The organism is Micromonospora profundi (genome assembly GCF_011927785.1).
GTDB classification, from domain to species: Bacteria; Actinomycetota; Actinomycetes; order Mycobacteriales; family Micromonosporaceae; genus Micromonospora; species Micromonospora profundi.
Map to the genome: position 1 here is coordinate 2663713 of NZ_JAATJK010000001.1, position 17281 is coordinate 2680993.

A 17281-nucleotide genomic window follows, 5' to 3' on the forward strand; every position below is an offset into this window, starting at 1 on the left:
GCCGGTCAGGCGGCAGTCCCCGGTCGGTACGTGGCGATGATGACGCCGCTCCTGTGCACCCGGGTGCCGATCAGCTCGAAGGACACCGGGACGTCCTTCAGTGGGGCGGTGAGGCTGGCGCCTCCCTGGAGCACCGGGCAGATCCAGAACCGGACCTCGTCCACCAGCCCTGCGTGGACCAGCTGCGCGGTGACCGAGCCGTAGCCGTACTGGATGATGTCGCCCCCGTCCTGGGCCTTGAGCCGGGTGACCTCCTGCACCAGATCACCCTGGAGCACCTCCGTGTTGTTCCAGGTGGGGTTGGTGAGGGTGGTCGAGGCGACGTACTTCTTGACGTTGTTGAAGTAGGCGGCACCCGTGCTCGGGTCGCTCTCGTCCCGCTGCGGCCAGGCGGCGGACATGCCGTCGTAGGTGACCCGGCCCATCAGCATCGCGTCGGCCTCGTCCGTCTGCGAACCGGCGAAGGCGGCGGCCTCCTCGTCGAAGTACGGCATGGTCCACGTCGGGTTCTCGATGACGCCGTCGAGGGTGATGTAGGTCGAGTTGATGAGTTTGCGCATCGGATTCTCCTGGCTGTCGGTCGTGCTCCGGTGACATCCAGGAGCCTGCCGGCCCGCGCTTACGATTCGCTTCAGGTGCCCTTACCGGCGTCGGCGACCGGATCGGTGAGCGGGATCGGCAGCGCCTGGGTGTCCGCCGTGCCGCCGCCAGCGGAGTGGGCCGGCGCGGGACGGTCGCTGGTGCGGCTGTGCAGGCGTCCCCGCCCGGCCGGCCCGGCACGCCGGGTCACCTCGACTGTCACCATCCGCACCGGCGGTGGCGGTGCGGTGAAGCGTCCGACCCCCCAGCGCACCCAGATGGGGATCCGCCCGGCGTCCGCCTCCGCCCGCAGCTTCTGCACCGTCCGCGCCCGGTCGGTGTGATCGACCTCCACGACGACCGGCGGGCCGTCCGGGCGGGCGCACGCCACGTCGAGTACGGAGTGCCGCTCCTGCATGGGCGGCGGCAGCGGCACCACGCTTGGCGCCCGCCGGTAGACCCGCCAACCCTGCGCCTGCGCCCAGCGCACCACCGCGTCAATGACCCGTGCGGTGACCTCGTCGGTGTCCAGGTCGACGAACGTCAGATCGGCAAGCTGACGGCCCAGGTCCGCGGCCAGCCGCTCGCCCTGCGCCGTGTCGTCCACCGGCGCAGGATAACGCCTCGACCGAGTGCGGCCACGGCCGCGGCGAGGTGCTGGGACGCCTCAGCCCACCGTCGCGATGGCGGCGAGGTGCCCGGACGTCTCAGCCGACAGCGGTCGCGGTGACGGCGAGGTGCTGGGCCAGCCACGCGGTGGTGGCCGTGCGGGCGGCCTCGGCCTTGTCGCGGGCCAGGAAGTCGTGGCCCTCGCCGGCCAGGACCAGATGCCCGTACGGGACGCCGCGAGCGGCGAGGGCCTGCGCCACCTGGGCCGACTCGCCGGCCGGCACGTTCGTGTCGTTGGCGCCGTGGATGAGCAGCACCGGCACGTCGAGGCGGTCCAGGTGGGTCATCGGCGACAGGTCCCGCAGCAGCTCGGCGTCGCGCACCGGGTCGCCGTACTTGCTGACGGCGGCGGCGGCGATCCACGGCTCCGTGCCGGCGAAGAACGTCCGGAAGTCGGAGATGCCACACTCGGCCACCCCGGCGGCGAACAGGCCGGGAAAGTTCACAAGCACCGCGAGGACCAGGTAGCCACCGTAGGAGCGCCCCAGGCAGCCCAGCTGACCCGGCCGGGCCACGCCGCTGTCGAGCAGGAAGTCCGCGCACGCCGCCACGTCGGCGATCGCGCCGTACCGGCCGGCGAGGTTGTCGGCGGCCACGAAGGTACGCCCGAAGCCGGACGAGCCGCGCACGTTCGGCGCGAAGACCGCGACGCCCTGCGCGACGAGGGCCTGGAACAGCGGGTTGTAGCAGGGGCGTTCCTGCGCCTCCGGGCCACCGTGCAGGCTGATCGCCGTCGGCCAGGGGCCGGGGCCGGGCGGCCGGTACAGCCAGCCGGACAGCGGCATTCCGTCGCGCGCCCGCAGGTCCACCAACTGCGGCGCGACTCCACCACCGCCGGCGCGTGTGGCGGCGGCGTCCGGCCGCAGCGGACGCGGCGCGGCTGTCGCCGGGTCGACGAGCCAGACCTCCCGGGGCTGCACCGGCCCCTGCGCGGTGAGGCAGAGCAGGTCGCCTCCGGCGGCGAAGACCGCGCCGTCGAGCACCTCCCCCGGCGCCGCGACGGCCCGCTGCACACCGCCGGGAAGGTCGAACAGGCTCAGCTCGCTGCGCCCGCCGTAGGTGTTCCACAACAGCGCTGCGCGACGCCTGTCGGCGCTGACCGCGACGTACTCCAGCTCGGCGTCCGGTCGTCCGGCGAGCCGCACCGGCGCCGGCTCGTCCCGGGTCAGGTCGACCCGCACCAGCGCGGCCAGTTCGCTGAACACGTCGGTGCGGGCCAGCACGCTCGTCCCGTCCGGGCCGAACCAGCCCTGGTCGGTGCTGCCCCGGCCGGTGTCCGGCAGCAGCCGCCGCCGCTCGCCGGTCGCCACGTCCAGCATCTCCAGCCAGCGGGCGTTGCGCGGGCCACGGCGCAGCAGGGCGGCGCCGGCATCCGCTGTGACGTCCAGCAGGCTGAGCAGGTCGTCCTCGACAAGCACCCGCCGCTGCCCGGTCCCCGCGTCGATCAGCAGCGCCGTACCCCGCTCTGCGGTCTCGGTGACCGCCATCAGCGCGCCGCCGGGCAGCCACCCGGACAGGGACGCCGAGTGGCGGCCGAAGCCGGCGACCTGCCGGCGGCGCGTACCGTCGGGGCGCAGCACCCACAGCTCGGTGCGGGGCGCTCCGCCGGGCGCGACGACGCACGCAAGCCACTGCCCGTCCGGCGACCAGCTCACCGCCAGGACCGGCTCGTCGCCGGTCGGCACCGCGACGGCTTCGGAGGCGTCCACGTCGCGGACCCAGACGCCGGGCGTCCCTGCCCGGTCGGACAGGAACGCCACCCGCAGGCCGTCCGGGGAGGGCGCGGGTGCGAAGTCCTCGCCGACCGGTGGCGACGGCAGCAGCCGGCGACCGGTCGGGCGGCCCCGGCGGGTGGTACGCGGCGCCTCGGTCCGTGCCCTCATCTAAACCCCGATCCGCTGCAACCAGAGCTCCAGCAGCCCGAGCTGCCAGAGCGCGTTCGAACCCAACGTGGTCCGCCGGGCGTTCGGCGCGTCCAGCAACTCCTCCAGGTAGTCCTTGCGGAACAGGCCCCGCTCGCGTGCCTGTCGCGCGGTCAGCGCGTCGCGGACGTCGTCGAGCAGCGGGCCGGAGAGGTGCCGGATCGCGGGGACCGGAAAGTAGCCCTTCGGGCGGTCGATCACCTCGTCCGGGACGATGCCCCGGCTCGCCGCCTTCAGCACGCCCTTGCCGCCGTGCGCCAGCTTCAACGCCGGCGGGCAGGCGGCGGCCAGCTCGACCACCTCGTGGTCGAGGAACGGCACCCGCGCCTCCAGCCCCCAGGCCATCGTCATGTTGTCCACCCGCTTGACCGGGTCGTCGACGAGCATCACCAGGCTGTCCTGGCGCAGCGCCGCGTCCAGCGCGGTGTCCGCGCCCGGCGCGGCGAAGTGCGCGGTGACGAACTCCAGGCTGGCGTCGTGGTCGAGCATCCACTCGGGCGCCAGCTGGTCGGCGAGCGCGTCGTGGCGACGGTCGAAGAACACCCTGACGTACGCCTCGACGGCGTCCTCGCGGGCCACGTTCGCCATCGGTGGGTACCAGTCGTAGCCGGCGAAGATCTCGTCGGCGCCCTGACCGGACTGCACCACAGTGATCCGCTGCGACACCTCCTCGGAGAGCAGGTGGAACGCCACGCAGTCGTGGCTGACCATCGGCTCGCTCATCGCCCCGATGGCCGCGTGCACGGCCGGCACGAACCGGTCGCCGCCGATGCGGATCTGCTGGTGGTCGGTGCCGAACTCGCGGGCCACCAGGTCGGAGTAGTGGAACTCGTCGCCGCTCTCCCCCGCCTTCGCCTCGAACCCGATGCTGAAGGTGGCCAGCCCGGTCTGGCCCTGCTCGGCCAGCAGGGCGACGATCAGGCTGGAGTCGATGCCGCCGGAGAGGAGCACGCCGACAGGCACGTCGGCGACCATCCGGCGACGTACGGCGGTGCGCAGCGCGGACATGATCCGCTCCTGCCACTCGTCCGCGGACATCGGCGGCGCGGCCGCGCGGGTGAACTCCGGCCGCCAGTAGACGGTGTCGGTGCTGCGACCGTCGCCGGTGATCACGCGTACGGTCGCCGGGGGCAGTTTGCGGACGCCGGCAAGGATGGTGCGCGGCGGCGGCACCACCGAGTGGAAGCTCATGTAGTGGTGCAGTGCCACCGGGTCGAGGTCGGTGTCCACGCCACCGGCGGCCAGCAGCGCCGGCACTGTCGAGGCGAAGCGGATCCGGCCCGGCGTCTCGGCGAGGTAGAGCGGCTTGATGCCGAGCCGGTCGCGGGCCAGCACCAGCGTGGACGTGGTCAGCTCGACCAGGGCGAAGGCGAACATCCCAAAAAACCGCTCGACGCACGCCGTCCCCCACCGGTGGTACGCCTTGAGGATCACCTCGGTGTCCGAGGTGGACCGGAAGGAGTAGCCGGCGGCGGTCAGCTCGTCACGCAGCTCCTGGTAGTTGTAGATGCAGCCGTTGAAGACCAGGGCCAGGCCCAGCTCGGAGTCGACCATCGGTTGGGCGCCGGCGTCGGACAGGTCGATGATGCGCAGCCGGCGGTGCACGAGCGCCGCCGGCCCGTGCCGCCACCGCCCCTCGCCGTCCGGCCCCCGGGAGGCGAGGGCGGGGAGCATCCGCTCGACGGCCGCCATGTCCGGCGGCGCCCCGTCGAGGCGGAACTCGCCTCCGATACCGCACATGGCTCACCTCTCATCGGCTCGGGTCGCTCGGGCCGCTGACCGGTCCAGGGTTGGCTGGCCGGGTTGCGTCCCGATGACATCAAGGTCAAGCGTGGGTTACGCGGGTGGTTGATCGGCTCCGCCGAGCAGCCAGGTGTCCTTCGACCCACCGCCACGGGACGAGTTGACGATCATGCTGCCGGCCGGCGCGACCCGGGTCAGCGCCACCGGCGCCACCTCGGCCGTGTCACCGAGGAAGACGAACGCCCGCAGGTCGACGTGCCGGGGTGCGAGGGCGGTGCCGTCGAACACCGGGTGGGTGGTCAGCGAGATCACCTCCTGGGCGATCCACCGGTGCGGCGCGGCGAGGATCTGCTCCCGGACGGCGTCCAACTCCTCCGCCTCGGCGCGCGGACCGATCACCACGCGGTCCCCGCCGTACCCGTCGACGGGCTTGAGCACCAACTCGTCCAGCCGGCCCAGCACGTCGGCGCGCTGCTCGGGCAGCCCGCACAGGTACGTCGGCACGTCCGCGAGCAGCGCCTTCTCCCCCAGGTAGTACTCGATGAGCCGCGGCACGTACGCGTACAGGGCCTTGTCGTCGCCGACGCCGTTGCCGAGCGCGTTGGCCAGGGTGAGCCGCCCCGCGTGCACGGCGGCGAGCAGTGGCCAGCCCAGCGGCACCCCGTCGGCGCCCGGCGCGTGCAGCAGCGCCTCCTCGTCCATCCGCAGGTAGATCACGTCGACCTGGCTGCGGCGGCCCTCGCGCACCAGGCACACCCGGCCGTCCTCCACCAGCAGGTCGCTGCTCCCGATCAGCGGCACGCCCATCTCGTCGGCGAGCAGCCGGTGCTCGAACCACGCCGGGTCGCCGGGGCCGCTGCTGAGCACCACCACGGCGGGGTCGTCGGCGGCGGCTGGCGCGGCGGCGAGCAGCGCCCGGTGCAGCATCGCAGGTGTCTCGTCGGCGGGCAGCAGGTCGTCGGGCACCGGCAGCTCCGGCAACACCGCCCGGGTCAGCCTGCGGTTCTGCACCGCGTAGCCGAGACCCGAGGGAACCCGCAGGTTGTCCTCCAGCACGTACCAGCCGCCGTCGGGGTCGCGCACCAGATCCGTGCCGGACACCTGGGCGCGGGTGCGGCGGCGACCCATCAGCGCGCCGGTGGGTCGCAGGCCGGGTGAGGACTCCACCACCCAGGCCGGCACCACGCCGTCGGCCACGACGGCCCGCTCGCCGTAGACGTCGCGGAGGAAGGCGTCGAGCGCGCGGGCGCGCTGCACCAGGCCGGCGCGCAGCGCATTCCAGTCGGCGGCGGGCACGACCCGGGGCACCAGGTCGAACGGGAAGAGCCGGGTGCTCGCCTCACCGGCCACGCTGAAGGTCACGCCCCGGGCACGCTGCTCCTCGTCGCGGTCGTGCTCGCGTTGGCGCAGACCGACGGTGCCCAGGCCGCGCAGGGCGGCGAGCAGCGGCCGGTACGCCGGCTCCGGTCCGTCCGGGCCGAAGACCTCGTCGCCGGCGTCGACGTACGTGGGCAGGGCCGGCGGTGGCGGTGCACCCGGGCCGGGGGCGCCGGTCCGGCCCCGGGTCTCGTCGAGCAGCAGGTCGACCACGTCGGCCAGTCGGCCGCGCCGCTCGTAGGCCCGTCGCTGCCTGGCGGCGGAGCTGCCGCGCGCCAGCGCGTAGCGGGTCAGCTCGCTTATCTGTTCCCAATCTCCCGTCGCCTCCAGCTGCGGGCGCAGGTCGGTCACCAGGCGGCGTAGCGCCTCGGCGGCCGGCACCGGCCGGGCCGAGCGGGGCAGGTCCAGCAGGTCGCCCTCCAGCCCGGAGCGGGCGGCCCGCCACACGGCGGCGCGCAGCACCGGCGGGCGTACGGCGGTGCGCTCCACGCCGGCGCGAAGCGCGGCGACCTCCCGGCGGACCAACGCCCGGAACAGGCCGGTGAGCAGGACGATGATGTCCACGTCGGAGTTGGCGTCGGTGATCCGCAGCTCCACCGTCGGCACGTGCGCCGACGGCCGCACGTCGAAGTAGATCATGGCGGGGTCGGTGATGGTCTCCGAGGAGATCAGCTCGGCGACAAGCGCCTCGTGGTCGGCAGCGCTTGTCACCTCGCCCGGGTCGCCGGCCGTGGGCCAGCGTTGCCACACCAGCGAGCGGACGCTTGCGTAGCCGCTGTCCTGACCCATCCAGTACGGCGAACTGGTGGACAGCGCGAGCAGCAGCGGCAGCCACGGCTGGACCCGGCGGGTGACGGCGACCGCCAGATCCCGGTCGGACACCCCGACGTGCACCTGCGCGCCGCAGATCAACTGCTCCCGGGCGAGCATCTGGTACTCGTCGAGCATCCGCCGGTAGCGGGAGGTGGGGGTGACACTCGGGTCGCCGTCGGCGCGCAGCGGCACCGTACCTGCCGCCACGATTCCCAGCCCGGCCCGGTCGGCTACCTGGACGGCCGACTGGCGCAGCCGGGTCAGCTCGGTACGGATCTCGTCCAAGGTGCGGCAGACGGCGGTGTTGGTCTCCACCACGCTGCGGTGCAGTTCGGCGGTGAACGACGTGGCCGGCAGCCGGTCGAGCAGTTCCCCGGCCCGGGGCACCAACTCGCGGGTGTGCAGGTCGACGACGTGGAACTCCTCCTCCACACCGATGGTGGCGAGGTCCGCCGGATCGGCGTCGTCGACCGGCGTGACCGGCTGGGCGCGGGATGCGGGCACCGCCCGGCCGTTGCCGGACCGGCCCAGCGGCCCGTCGAACGTCGCCGCGTTCGTGGTGTTCTCGACCATGGTCACCCCGGTTCGCGTATCGGTGTGTCGACTTGTCCGACGAGCGTTCCCAGGATTGGTACCGGGAGTGTTTCCGGCGCGTTAAGGTGACGCACCGTTCTGCCCGGGCCGCTCTGCCGCGCGGGCCATCGGGTGTCACCCGCGCGCGGGCCATCGGGTGTCACCCGCGCGCGGGCCATCGGGTGTCACCCGGGTCGACGCCTGCTATGTCCAAAGGACATGCCGGTGAGTCAGCACTCTGACTCACCGGCATGTCGCACGATTCCTGCCGTCGATCGCGATTGATCGCGACCGAGGTCACCTCATGTTGGCGACCACGAACGGCGCGTGGCCGTGCAGGTAGTTGTCCCATCCGCCGGTGACCGGCGCACCCGGGCTGAGCAGGTTCGTGGTGTCGGTGCCGACGTCGAGCTTCCAGGCCGTCCAGGAGATGCCGTTCGCCTTCATCCAGTCCATCCAGGACTGCGCCTCCGGCAGGCAGGCCCGGCCGTCGAGACCACCGTCGGCGTGGCTGGCACCCCACTCGGTGACGAACAGCGCCAGGCCGGCCCGGATCGCCGCGTCACCCTTGGCGCGCAGCGACGCGCCGTGGGTGCACGAGTAGAAGTGCAGCGTGTACATCAGGTTGGTGCCGGACACCGGGCTGGCCGCCGCGACGTCCACGTCCTGCGACCAGGTCGGGGTGCCGAGCACCACGATGTTGTCCGGGTCGGCGGCGCGGATCGCCGCGACAACCGCCTGGTGGTACGGCTTGATGACGTTCGTCCAGCTCACCTGCAACGGCTCGTTGTAGGGCTCCCAGATGACGTTCGGCAGGTGGCCGTAGCGGCGGGCCAGGTCACCGAAGAAGGCCACCGCCTGCGACTGGTTGTTCTGCGCCTCGTGCGCGTGCCAGTCGACGATCACGTACACCCCGGCGGTGACCGCGTTGTTGATGATGGTCTCCACCTGGTTGCGCGCCCTGGTCGGGTCGCTGAGGTACGCGCCGGCCGGCTCCACACCCATCGCCGCGCGGATCACCTGAAGCTTCCAGTTGTCGCGCATCCAGGTCAGCGCGGACAGGTTCTCGGCGTACGGGGCAGTCTCCCAGTTGAGCCACATGCTGCTGATGCCCCGCAACTGCACACGCGCGCCGGACTTGTCGCACATCGTCGTGCCGCACACCCGCAGCTGCCCGTGCCGCTCGACGGGCGTGCCGGTCGTCGGCGGCGGACTCGTGGGCGGCGGGGTGGTCGGTGGCGGTGTCGTGGGCGCCGGAGTGGTCGGCGCGGGAGTGGTGGGCGTCGGAGGCGGGCCGCCGGCGCAGGCCGCGCCGTTGACAGTGCAGTTGACGGGGGTGCCGGAGCCGTCGACGAGGAAGCCGAACGCCGTCGACGCCCCGGCGGCCAGGGTGCCGTTCCAGGACAGGTTGGTGAAGGTGTAGCGGCTGCCGGAGGTCGTCTGCTGCGCGTTCCACGACTGGCTGATGCTGGAGGAGGCCGGCAGGTCGAACTCGACGCGCCAGCTGGTGATCTGTGCCGACGTGTTGTTGGTGACAGTGACCTGACCCTGGTAGCCACTGCCCCAACTGTTCGTCACGGAGAACACGGCGGTCGCCGCACTCGCCGGCGTGGCCGCGATCGCCACCGCGCCGGCTATCAGGCCGGCGACGGCCAGCGACGTGACAAGTCTCAGTGTGCGCATGCTGAACCCGCTTCGGATCGACGGTGATGGTCTGAGGCGGGGCGGCGCCAGAGCCGACAATATCGATCTTCCACGATGTGTTCAAGGCGTGCGGCCGGTCTTCCGCTCGCCGGGGACAGCTGAGCGGTGTGCGCCGCTCAGCGCACCTTCATGAGATCGACAAGTTGGTCCAGCGCAGCGCCCCATCCCTCGTGGAAGCCCATCTCGTCGTGCGACTTCTTCGCCGACTCGTCGGCGTGGATCGCGACGGCTGTGTACTTCGTGCCCGCGCCGTCCGGCTCGATCCGCACCACAGCGGTGAACGGGAAGCCGTCCTGGGCGATCTGCGGACGGAAGCCGGGCCCCAGGCCGGAGGTGAAGACCAGCGTCGAACCCTCGTCGACCACCAGGATGCAGCCGCTGTTCGGGTACTCCTCGCCCTCGGGCGAGCGCATTGTCGTGTCGAATCTGCCGCCGGGCCGCAGGTCAATCTCGCAGGCGACTGTCGACCAGGGCTTCGGGGTGAACCACTGCATGATCAGCTCGGGCGTGGTCCAGGCCCGCCAGACCAGCTCCGGCGGCACGTCGACGGTGCGCTCCAGGACGAGATCGAGGTCGGGATTCACTGTGTAGACGGTCATCGTTCTTGCTCCTTCAGGTCGTAGAGAAGCGAATCGAGTTGGTCGAGGCGTCGGGTCCATCGCGCGCGCTGCGCGGCGAGCCAGGTGTCGAGGTGCTCCAGCGGCTGGGGCGCGAGCCGGTAGGTGCGAACTCGGCCCGTCTTCTCCGACGTCACCAGACCGGACTGTTCGAGGACGTGCAGGTGCTGCGTGAACGACGGCAGCGCCATGTCGAACGGACGAGCCAGGTCACTGGTCGTGGCCGGCCCTTGGGTGAGGCGCTCGACGACCTGGCGGCGGGTGGGGTCGGCCAACGCCTGGAACACGCTGTCGAGAACGCTGCCGCCCTCCCCCGCATACTTAGCCATGCGCCTAACTATGCACCGAGACATTACTTAGGTCAAGGCCTAAGTATTGCGACCTGGGGCGGGTCACGGATCGCCGGACGCCGGCACCGGTCGTAGCGTAGGGCGTATGCGAACCACCACGCTGGGCAGTGCGGGACCCGAGGTCGGCGTCATCGGCCTCGGGTGCATGGGCATGAGCCACGGATACGACATCACCGGTCCCCGCGACGACGACACGTCGATCGCCGTGATCCGACAGGCGCTGGACCTGGGTGCCACGCTTATCGACACGTCCGACGTGTACGGGCCGTACACGAACGAGGATCTGGTGGGGCGGGCGCTGGCCGGCGGCCACCGGGAGCGGGCCGTCCTGGCGACCAAGGTCGGCCTGGTGACCACCTCCCCCACCGGCGGCCCCGGCAACTCACCGAAGATCGGCAACGACGGCCGGCCGGAGCACATCCGCGTGGCGATCGACGCCAGCCTGCGCCGGCTCGGCACCGACCACGTCGACCTCTACCAGCTGCACCGCGTCGACCCGCAGGTGCCCATCGAGGAGTCCTGGGGTGCGATGGCGGAGGTCGTCGCGGCGGGCAAGGCGCGGCAGATCGGCCTGTCCGAGGTGACTGTGGAGCAGATCGTGCGGGCTCAGACGGTCCACCCGGTGGCGTCGGTGCAGTCGGAATTGTCGCTGTGGACCCGTGACCCGTTGACCGAGGTGCTGCCGTACTGCGCGCAGCAGGGCATCGCGTTCCTGCCGTTCTCGCCGCTGGGCAGGGGTTTCCTCACCGGCCGGTTCACGTCCTTCGACGACCTGCCCGCCGACGACTTCCGCCGTGGCCTGCCGCGTTTCCAACAGGACGCGCTGCGCGCCAACCTGGCCATCGTCGCCCGGGTCCGCGAGATCGCCGACCGGGCCGGGCTCAGCCCCGCGCAGGTCGCTCTCGCGTGGGTGGTCGCCCAGGGCGAGCAGGTCATTCCGATCCCCGGCACGAAGACCCCGAAGTACCTTGTGGACAACTGCGCGGCCGGCGACGTGCGGCTCAGCGCCGAGGACCTGGCCGACCTCGACGCCCTGCCCGCGCCCGAGGGTGGACGCTACTGACCATCGCCGCCCTGACGCCGGGCTGGTCGCGGACCACACTGGTCCGCGACCAGCCCGACCCGCCGTGGTCAGGCGGGCCGGGCGTCGGCGTCCACCGGTGGGCCGAACCGCACGCCGACGCCTGGGGAATACAGCACGCTGACCGGAGGCCCGGCCGGTGTCGGCAGCCCGGCGGCGGTGACCAGTTCGTCGTCAAGGTGCAGCAGTTCGGCGCGGTGCAGTGGCCAGCGCGGATGCCAGTTCGGCAGGTGCAGCGTGCGCCCGTACGCCCGGGTGTGCAGCCCCCAACGGGCCGTGACGAAATGCTCAAGCGGCGTCGGTTCGGCGATCGCCTCCCCCACCCGAACCACCATCCGGCTCGTCGTGCCTGCCGGGCCGGGCCAACGTCGCCGGCACCGGTAGGTGAGCCGGTCACCGTCGCGGTCCACCCCCATCGAGGACCAGAGGTACGGCAGGCGCAGCGTCGCCTGGGCGACAAGCACGGGAACGAGGCGGGACGCGTCAAGCGACCGGAACACCACAGCACGCCGTCCGTTGGCGTCGACCGAGTAGAGCCGGACGTTCGTCTCCCAGAACGTGCCGAAGTACGGCACCGCCGGCCCACGGCCGAAGCCCAGCCCCACCATCCGAAAGCCGATCAGACCGACGTAGGTGACGCCGTCGATGGTGTCCGGCCGGGTCCCGACGGGCAGCAGCGGCGCGACGGTCTCCGGGGTGACCGCCCAGTGCAGGAACGTGAGGTCCTCCCAGCGCTGCCGTAGGACCGCCCACGGGAACGACTGTCGGGGCGCGATGTCGACCGGCTCGATGTCCACGCTTCCATCCTGACTCAGGGCTCGGGCGGGACCGGCATCAGGCGTGCGGGCCGACGCTCACCGTGCCAATGGTCAGCGCCGCCCTGCCCTCCAGGATCTGGCCGACCCGATCGACCTCGTCCTCCAACTCCCGCCGCCGACCCGGGTCGAGTGCCTGCAACGGCTCGACAGTGACGTGGATCGCGCGGCCGGAGCGGCGTTGGTGCCACACGCCCGAGACCACCCCGTCGACAAGCAGCACCGGAAAGTTGCCGGCCTGGCCACGAGCCAGCGCCCGCTCGGCCGCGACGCCCGGATAGAGCCGCTCGCGCGGATGGCAGCCAACCGCGTACGCGTCGAAGTAGGGCAGGAGCCGCAACCCGGACGGCGGGTCGGTCGGGAAGTCGGTGTCGTTGGCGGCCACCCATGCCTGCGCGCCCTCCACTGTCACCTCGGCCAGGTCGATGGAGTCGAACAGCGACGTCGCCCACCGCACCGGCGCCGCGAGCCACTTGGCGAACTGCGCCGGGGTGGCTGGCCCGTAGGCGAACAGATATCGGCGGGCGAGATCGGTCAGGGCGGCGTGGCCGGCCATCGGTGCGAAGCCGGGGAGCCAGCGCGTCGGGCTGGTGTAGGTGATGGCGCGACCCCGTGTCGGGCCGAAGCAGATCACCCCTGCCCGGCTGGCGGTCGCCATCGCCGCCATCCACCGCGGCCACAGGTCCTGGAATGCCTCCATGACCCGCTCACCGGCCCACGGGCCGGTGCGGGCGACGATCTCCTCGGTCAACTCGGCGGTGGTCAACTCGGCCTCGGCCAACGCGTCACCGATGGCGGCGAGGACCTGCCCGGTCTGCTCGGGCGTCAACAGGTGGCGGCTCTGCTCCCACGACGGAGGCGGTATCGCGGTGAGCGCGCCGATCCACATCGGCAGGTCCGCGGCGGCCAGCAGGTGCACAGTCCCGCGCGGTCCACGGGTCTTGACCAGGGTGCGGTCCGTCCAGAGCGCCTGTCGCACAAGGGCGCGGGTGGCACCAGGCACCCGGAGCCCGATCGACAGCTCGGCGGCGGAGGCGACCTGGGCGTGCGCGCCGCACATCGCGGACACCACATCGGCGACGCCCTCGGCGCCCGGTGGCGACTCGGGTGACGTCCGCGCCGAGAGCCCGTGCCGGGCGAGACGCCGGGCCGACACCTGCGCCCAGCTCAGGTCGGTCATCGCAGGCTCCCGCGGTGGGCGTGGCTGTCGGCGCGGATCCCCATGACGCCCACGCTATGGCCGGGGTACGTCAGTTTCCGGCCGGCACCAGCTGACCCGGACCGCGCACCATCACCCGCCGTACGCTGGTACGGGCGATGCGGCCGACCAAAACGCCCAGAACGCCACAAGCGGAACGCCAGGGGGCGCGATCGTGACACAGGGTGACGCGGAGCTGGTCCTGCTCGCGCAGGCGGGCGACGCGGCGGCGCTCGGCGCGCTGCTGGCCCGGCACGAAGCAGCCATGCGGGCCGTGGCGGTGAGCGTGCTCGGCTACGGTCCGGACGCCGAGGACGCGGTCCAGGACGCCGTCGTCGTCGCGCTACGTCGCATCGGTGACGTCCGCGACCCGGCCGCCGTCGGCCCGTGGCTACGCATGATCGTCCGCAACAACAGTCGGACGGCACTGCATCGGCCCCGCCCGGTCCCGGTGGCCGAGCCGGAGTGGTTCGCCGGCCCCTCCGACACGCCCACCCCGGAGCAGGCACTCGCCCGGGGAGCGATGCGCGACTGGGTGTGGCACGCCATCGGGCAGTTGTCCGAAACTGATCGACTCGTCACCCTCCTGCGGTATTTCAGCGACGCGTCCTCGTACGAGCAGATCGCCGCTGTCTGCGGCGTGCCTGTCGGCACCGTCCGCAGCCGCCTCAACCACGCGCGCCGGGCGCTCGCCGGCGGTCTACGAGCGGCGGCGACCGCGGCGCATGCCGACGTCACCGCCGCGAACGAGGCCCGGTGGCGCGACGGCCGCGACGTGATCGCCACGGCGATGCGCGGCGACTTCGACAAGGTGGTCCGGGACAGTTGGTGGCCGGACGCCGAGATGATCGTGCCGGGTGGCCGGCGCGGCGGCCGTGACCTCGCGGTCGCCGGCATGACCCGCGACCTGACCGCCGGGGTACGCCAGCGGCTGCGCAACGTGGTGGCCAGCGGTGACGTGCTGATCTGGGAGACCGACCTGATCAGCCCGCCGGACGACCCGGAGCACTGCCCTCCCGGTGCGCTGTGGCTGCAGGTGCTGCGTGCGGGCCGGGTGCGCCGGCTCACCCTCTTCCACCCCGTCCCGGCGCGCGGGGCCCGCCCACCGGCGCTTGTCTGAGGAAGTTTTCCCGACCGGGCGAACTTTCCGCCCGACCCCCGCATCTGGTCTGCGACCAGTCATCACCTGCCGCGTCGGCACGGCCGCGCGGCTCATCGATCGGGGAAAACTCCATGGGTTCCACAGGCCACGACGTCGGCGCGCTCACACGCCACGAGATCAGCGTCGGTGGCGTCCGGCAGGTCTACCACGTCGCCGGCACCGGCCCGATCTGCGTGGCGCACTCCGGCGGCCCCGGCATCGAGTGGGCCTACCTGCGGATGCCGCGCCTGGAAGAGCACTTCACGATGGTGTACGTCGAGCCGGTCGGCACGGGCGCCTCCGGGCGGCTCGACGACGCGTCCGACTACCGTCTCGACACGTACGTCCGGTTCCTCGCCGCCGTCGTCGACGACCTCGGCGAGCCCAGGGTGCACCTACTCGGGCACTCACACGGCGGCTTCGTCGTCCAGCGGTACGCGCTGGCGCACCCGGACCGGGTCGCCGGTCTCGCCCTGTACGACACCTCGCCGGTCACCGGCGCCGAGTTCTGGGGCGAGGCGATGGCCAACCTCGGCGCGTACCCGCTGCGGCACCCGCACCGGCCGGAGGCGGCGGCGATCCCGGCTGCCTTCGGGCAGATCGGCGGCGCCACCGACGACGAGACGTTGGGCGCCGCGCTGCGTGCCGCCGTGCCTGCCTACTTCGCGGACTTCTGGGGCCGGCAGGACGAGTTCGCCCCGTTCCAGGCCGCCGTGCGGATCTCGGCGGCGCCTGCGGACGCGCAGGACCCCACGCCCTTCGACGTACGCGACAGGCTCGGTGAGATCACCGTGCCCGTCGTGGTGATCGTCGGCGCGTACGACTTCATCTGCGGGCCACGCTGGGCCGAGCAGTTGCACGACGGGCTCAAGGATTCGCGTCTGGTGCTGCTGGAGCGCAGCGGGCACTTCGGGCACATCGAGCAGCCGGCGGAGTTCGCTCAGGCTGTGGTGGAGCTGCTGCACCGCTGAAACGGCGCACCGCCGCGCCCGACACCGTGATGGGCGTCGCGCGCGGCGGTGCTGTCGCTCAGTGGATGATGACAGGCGTCTTGACCTGCTCCCCCTGCTCGTCGTCGAGTTGCGCCCGCTGACGCCGACGCGGCAGCAGGGCGGCCGGGATGAACGTGAGCACCACAAGCCCGAACGCCACCCAGAACGTGTGGGCGAACGACTTCGCGGCGAAGTCGAGCCCGCGCTCGATGATGGACGGGTCGACCTGCTGGAGCAGCTCCGGCCGCTGCTGGGCGGCGATGGCCAGCCCCGCCTCGGTGAGCGGAGCGCCGCTCGGGTCCACCGCCCCGGGGATCGGCCGGGAGCCGTTCAGCTCGTTGGTGAGGATCACCGACATGACGGCGGCGCCGACCGAGCCGCCGATCTGCTGGAGGATGTTGACGAGCGTCGAGCCACGCGCCACCTCCTGCGCCTGCAACGTCCGCAACGCCGACGTCATGATCGGCATCATGGTGCCGCCCATGCCCAGACCCATCACGAACAGCGACGCGCCGAGCACCCAGTACGAGGTCTGCGCGTCGACCTGCGTGAAGCTGAAGAACCCGATCACGATCAGCGCCAGCGCGAACGGCACGGTACGGCCGATGGGCACCCGGTCGGCGAGCGTCCCGGCGATCGGCATCGTGATCATCGCGCCGAGCCCCTGGGGTGCGATGAGCAGACCGGCGGCCAGCGTCGACTCGCCGCGCACCTGGAGGAAGTAGCTCGGGAACAACAGGCCGGCGCCCATGAACGCGATGATGAACACGAACAGGGTCACCGAGGCGATCGTCAGGTTGCGGTTGCGGAACAGCCGCAGGTCCAGCAGCGGGTGCCGGGGCCTGAAGGAGTAGAGCACGAACGCCACCACAAGCGCGCCGCCGACGAGCATCGGCGCCCACACCTTGGTTTCGGCGAACGTGCCCGTCTCCGGCAGCGACGAGACGCCGTAGAGGAACAGGGCGAGGCCGGGCGAGAGCATCAGCATGCCGAGGAAGTCGAACGACTCCGACGGCTCGGGCGCGTCCTTCGGCAGGGCCATCTGCGCATAGATCAGGGCGACGACACCGATCGGCAGGTTGATCAGGAAGATCCAGTGCCAGCTCGCCACGTCGATCAGCCAGCCGCCGAGGATCGGGCCACCGATCGGCCCGAGCAGCATCGGGATGCCGAGGACTGCCATAAGGCGGCCGATCCGGTGCGGGCCGGCCGCCCGGGTCATGATGGTCATGCCCAACGGCATGAGCATGCCGCCGCCGAGACCCTGCAGCACGCGGTAGGCGATCAGTTCGCCGATCGAGTCGGCGGTGGCGCACAGCCCGGACCCGATGGTGAACAGCGCGAGCGCCACCATGTAGAGGCGTTTGGTGCCGAACCGGTCGGCTGCCCACCCGCTGAGCGGGATCACAGTGGCCAGCGCCAGCGTGTAGCCGGTCATCGTCCACGCGACGCGCGCGTAGGTCGCGTCGAACTCGCTCTGGAACGTGGGCAGCGCCACGCTGACCACCGTCACGTCGAGGATCGACATGATCGCGCCAAGGACGACGACGCCTGCCACCTTGAGAACTGCGGCGTCGAGCTTGTCCGAGGTCGCGACGGATTGCTGTGTCACAAACTCTCCTGAGGTCGGTTGAACACGCGTTGGTCGGCGGTGGCGGTGCCGCGCCTACCAGGCGCAGGGCGCGGCGTAACAGGACGACGACGCGC

14 protein-coding genes are annotated in these 17281 nt (G+C 72.0%); 3 read left to right on the forward strand and 11 right to left on the reverse strand.

Annotation, left to right across the window (positions count from 1 at the left end; all coding sequences use genetic code 11):
* Positions 1–5 precede the first annotated feature (5 nt).
* The 8 genes from F4558_RS11825 to F4558_RS11860 form a co-directional block, all read right to left on the reverse strand.
* Positions 6–560, reverse strand: a complete 555-nt coding sequence (locus F4558_RS11825; protein WP_053653837.1) for a dihydrofolate reductase family protein — start codon at positions 558–560, stop codon at positions 6–8.
* Between the two features lie 71 nt (positions 561–631).
* Positions 632–1186 carry a hypothetical protein gene (locus F4558_RS11830; protein WP_053653834.1) on the reverse strand — a complete coding sequence of 185 codons (555 nt, stop codon included), beginning with the start codon at positions 1184–1186 and terminating at the stop codon, positions 632–634.
* A 100-nt stretch (positions 1187–1286) separates the two neighbouring features.
* The gene (locus F4558_RS11835) at positions 1287–3131 is read right to left on the reverse strand and encodes a S9 family peptidase (protein ID WP_053653832.1); all 1845 of its coding nucleotides are present in this window, start codon (positions 3129–3131) and stop codon (positions 1287–1289) included.
* Positions 3132–4910 carry an N-acetylglutaminylglutamine amidotransferase gene (locus F4558_RS11840; RefSeq protein WP_053653830.1) on the reverse strand — a complete coding sequence of 593 codons (1779 nt, stop codon included), beginning with the start codon at positions 4908–4910 and terminating at the stop codon, positions 3132–3134. It abuts the gene before it with no gap.
* 96 nt (positions 4911–5006) lie between these two features.
* The gene (locus tag F4558_RS11845) at positions 5007–7676 is read right to left on the reverse strand and encodes a carboxylate--amine ligase/circularly permuted type 2 ATP-grasp protein (protein ID WP_197281481.1); all 2670 of its coding nucleotides are present in this window, start codon (positions 7674–7676) and stop codon (positions 5007–5009) included.
* A 297-nt stretch (positions 7677–7973) separates the two neighbouring features.
* Complete coding sequence (locus F4558_RS11850) at positions 7974–9359, reverse strand: cellulase family glycosylhydrolase (protein ID WP_053653828.1); 1386 nt, start codon at positions 9357–9359, stop codon at positions 7974–7976.
* 137 nt (positions 9360–9496) lie between these two features.
* Positions 9497–9979, reverse strand: coding sequence for an SRPBCC family protein (locus F4558_RS11855; protein ID WP_053653826.1), 483 nt, complete (start codon positions 9977–9979; stop codon positions 9497–9499).
* The gene (locus F4558_RS11860; protein WP_053653824.1) at positions 9976–10326 is read right to left on the reverse strand and encodes an ArsR/SmtB family transcription factor; all 351 of its coding nucleotides are present in this window, start codon (positions 10324–10326) and stop codon (positions 9976–9978) included. Before F4558_RS11860 ends, F4558_RS11855 begins: the two co-directional genes overlap by 4 nt.
* Positions 10327–10432: 106 nt before the next feature.
* On the opposite strand from F4558_RS11860, the gene F4558_RS11865 reads away from it, so the two are divergent.
* Positions 10433–11410, forward strand: a complete 978-nt coding sequence (locus F4558_RS11865; RefSeq protein ID WP_053653822.1) for an aldo/keto reductase — start codon at positions 10433–10435, stop codon at positions 11408–11410.
* A gap of 68 nt (positions 11411–11478) precedes the next feature.
* On the opposite strand, the gene F4558_RS11870 is transcribed toward F4558_RS11865, so the two are convergent.
* Positions 11479–12225, reverse strand: coding sequence for a YqjF family protein (locus F4558_RS11870; protein WP_053653820.1), 747 nt, complete (start codon positions 12223–12225; stop codon positions 11479–11481).
* 37 nt (positions 12226–12262) lie between these two features.
* Positions 12263–13423: a winged helix DNA-binding domain-containing protein gene (locus tag F4558_RS11875; protein WP_053653818.1), complete on the reverse strand. Its 1161-nt coding sequence runs from the start codon at positions 13421–13423 to the stop codon at positions 12263–12265.
* A gap of 193 nt (positions 13424–13616) precedes the next feature.
* On the opposite strand from F4558_RS11875, the gene F4558_RS11880 reads away from it, so the two are divergent.
* Together F4558_RS11880 and F4558_RS11885 are read left to right on the forward strand one after the other, a co-directional pair.
* On the forward strand, positions 13617–14561 hold the full coding sequence (locus F4558_RS11880; protein WP_167944037.1) for an RNA polymerase sigma factor: 945 nt from the start codon (positions 13617–13619) through the stop codon (positions 14559–14561).
* A 113-nt stretch (positions 14562–14674) separates the two neighbouring features.
* On the forward strand, positions 14675–15553 hold the full coding sequence (locus F4558_RS11885; protein WP_053653814.1) for an alpha/beta fold hydrolase: 879 nt from the start codon (positions 14675–14677) through the stop codon (positions 15551–15553).
* Positions 15554–15611: 58 nt separating this feature from the next.
* Here the strand turns inward: F4558_RS11885 and F4558_RS11890 are convergent, their stop codons facing one another.
* Positions 15612–17186, reverse strand: a complete 1575-nt coding sequence (locus F4558_RS11890) for a DHA2 family efflux MFS transporter permease subunit (RefSeq protein WP_053653812.1) — start codon at positions 17184–17186, stop codon at positions 15612–15614.
* Positions 17187–17281 lie beyond the last annotated feature (95 nt).

Bases quoted from the DNA above. Each gene is read 5' to 3' on its own strand.
- F4558_RS11825 (WP_053653837.1), bottom strand. From the start codon at position 560: ATGCGCAAACTCATCAACTCGACCTACATCACCCTCGACGGCGTCATC.
- F4558_RS11835 (WP_053653832.1), bottom strand. From the start codon at position 3,131: ATGAGGGCACGGACCGAGGCGCCGCGTACCACCCGCCGGGGCCGCCCG.
- F4558_RS11840 (WP_053653830.1), bottom strand. From the start codon at position 4,910: ATGTGCGGTATCGGAGGCGAGTTCCGCCTCGACGGGGCGCCGCCGGAC.
- F4558_RS11845 (WP_197281481.1), bottom strand. From the start codon at position 7,676: ATGGTCGAGAACACCACGAACGCGGCGACGTTCGACGGGCCGCTGGGC.
- F4558_RS11850 (WP_053653828.1), bottom strand. From the start codon at position 9,359: ATGCGCACACTGAGACTTGTCACGTCGCTGGCCGTCGCCGGCCTGATA.
- F4558_RS11855 (WP_053653826.1), bottom strand. From the start codon at position 9,979: ATGACCGTCTACACAGTGAATCCCGACCTCGATCTCGTCCTGGAGCGC.
- F4558_RS11860 (WP_053653824.1), bottom strand. From the start codon at position 10,326: ATGGCTAAGTATGCGGGGGAGGGCGGCAGCGTTCTCGACAGCGTGTTC.
- F4558_RS11865 (WP_053653822.1), top strand. From the start codon at position 10,433: ATGCGAACCACCACGCTGGGCAGTGCGGGACCCGAGGTCGGCGTCATC.
- F4558_RS11875 (WP_053653818.1), bottom strand. From the start codon at position 13,423: ATGACCGACCTGAGCTGGGCGCAGGTGTCGGCCCGGCGTCTCGCCCGG.
- F4558_RS11885 (WP_053653814.1), top strand. From the start codon at position 14,675: ATGGGTTCCACAGGCCACGACGTCGGCGCGCTCACACGCCACGAGATC.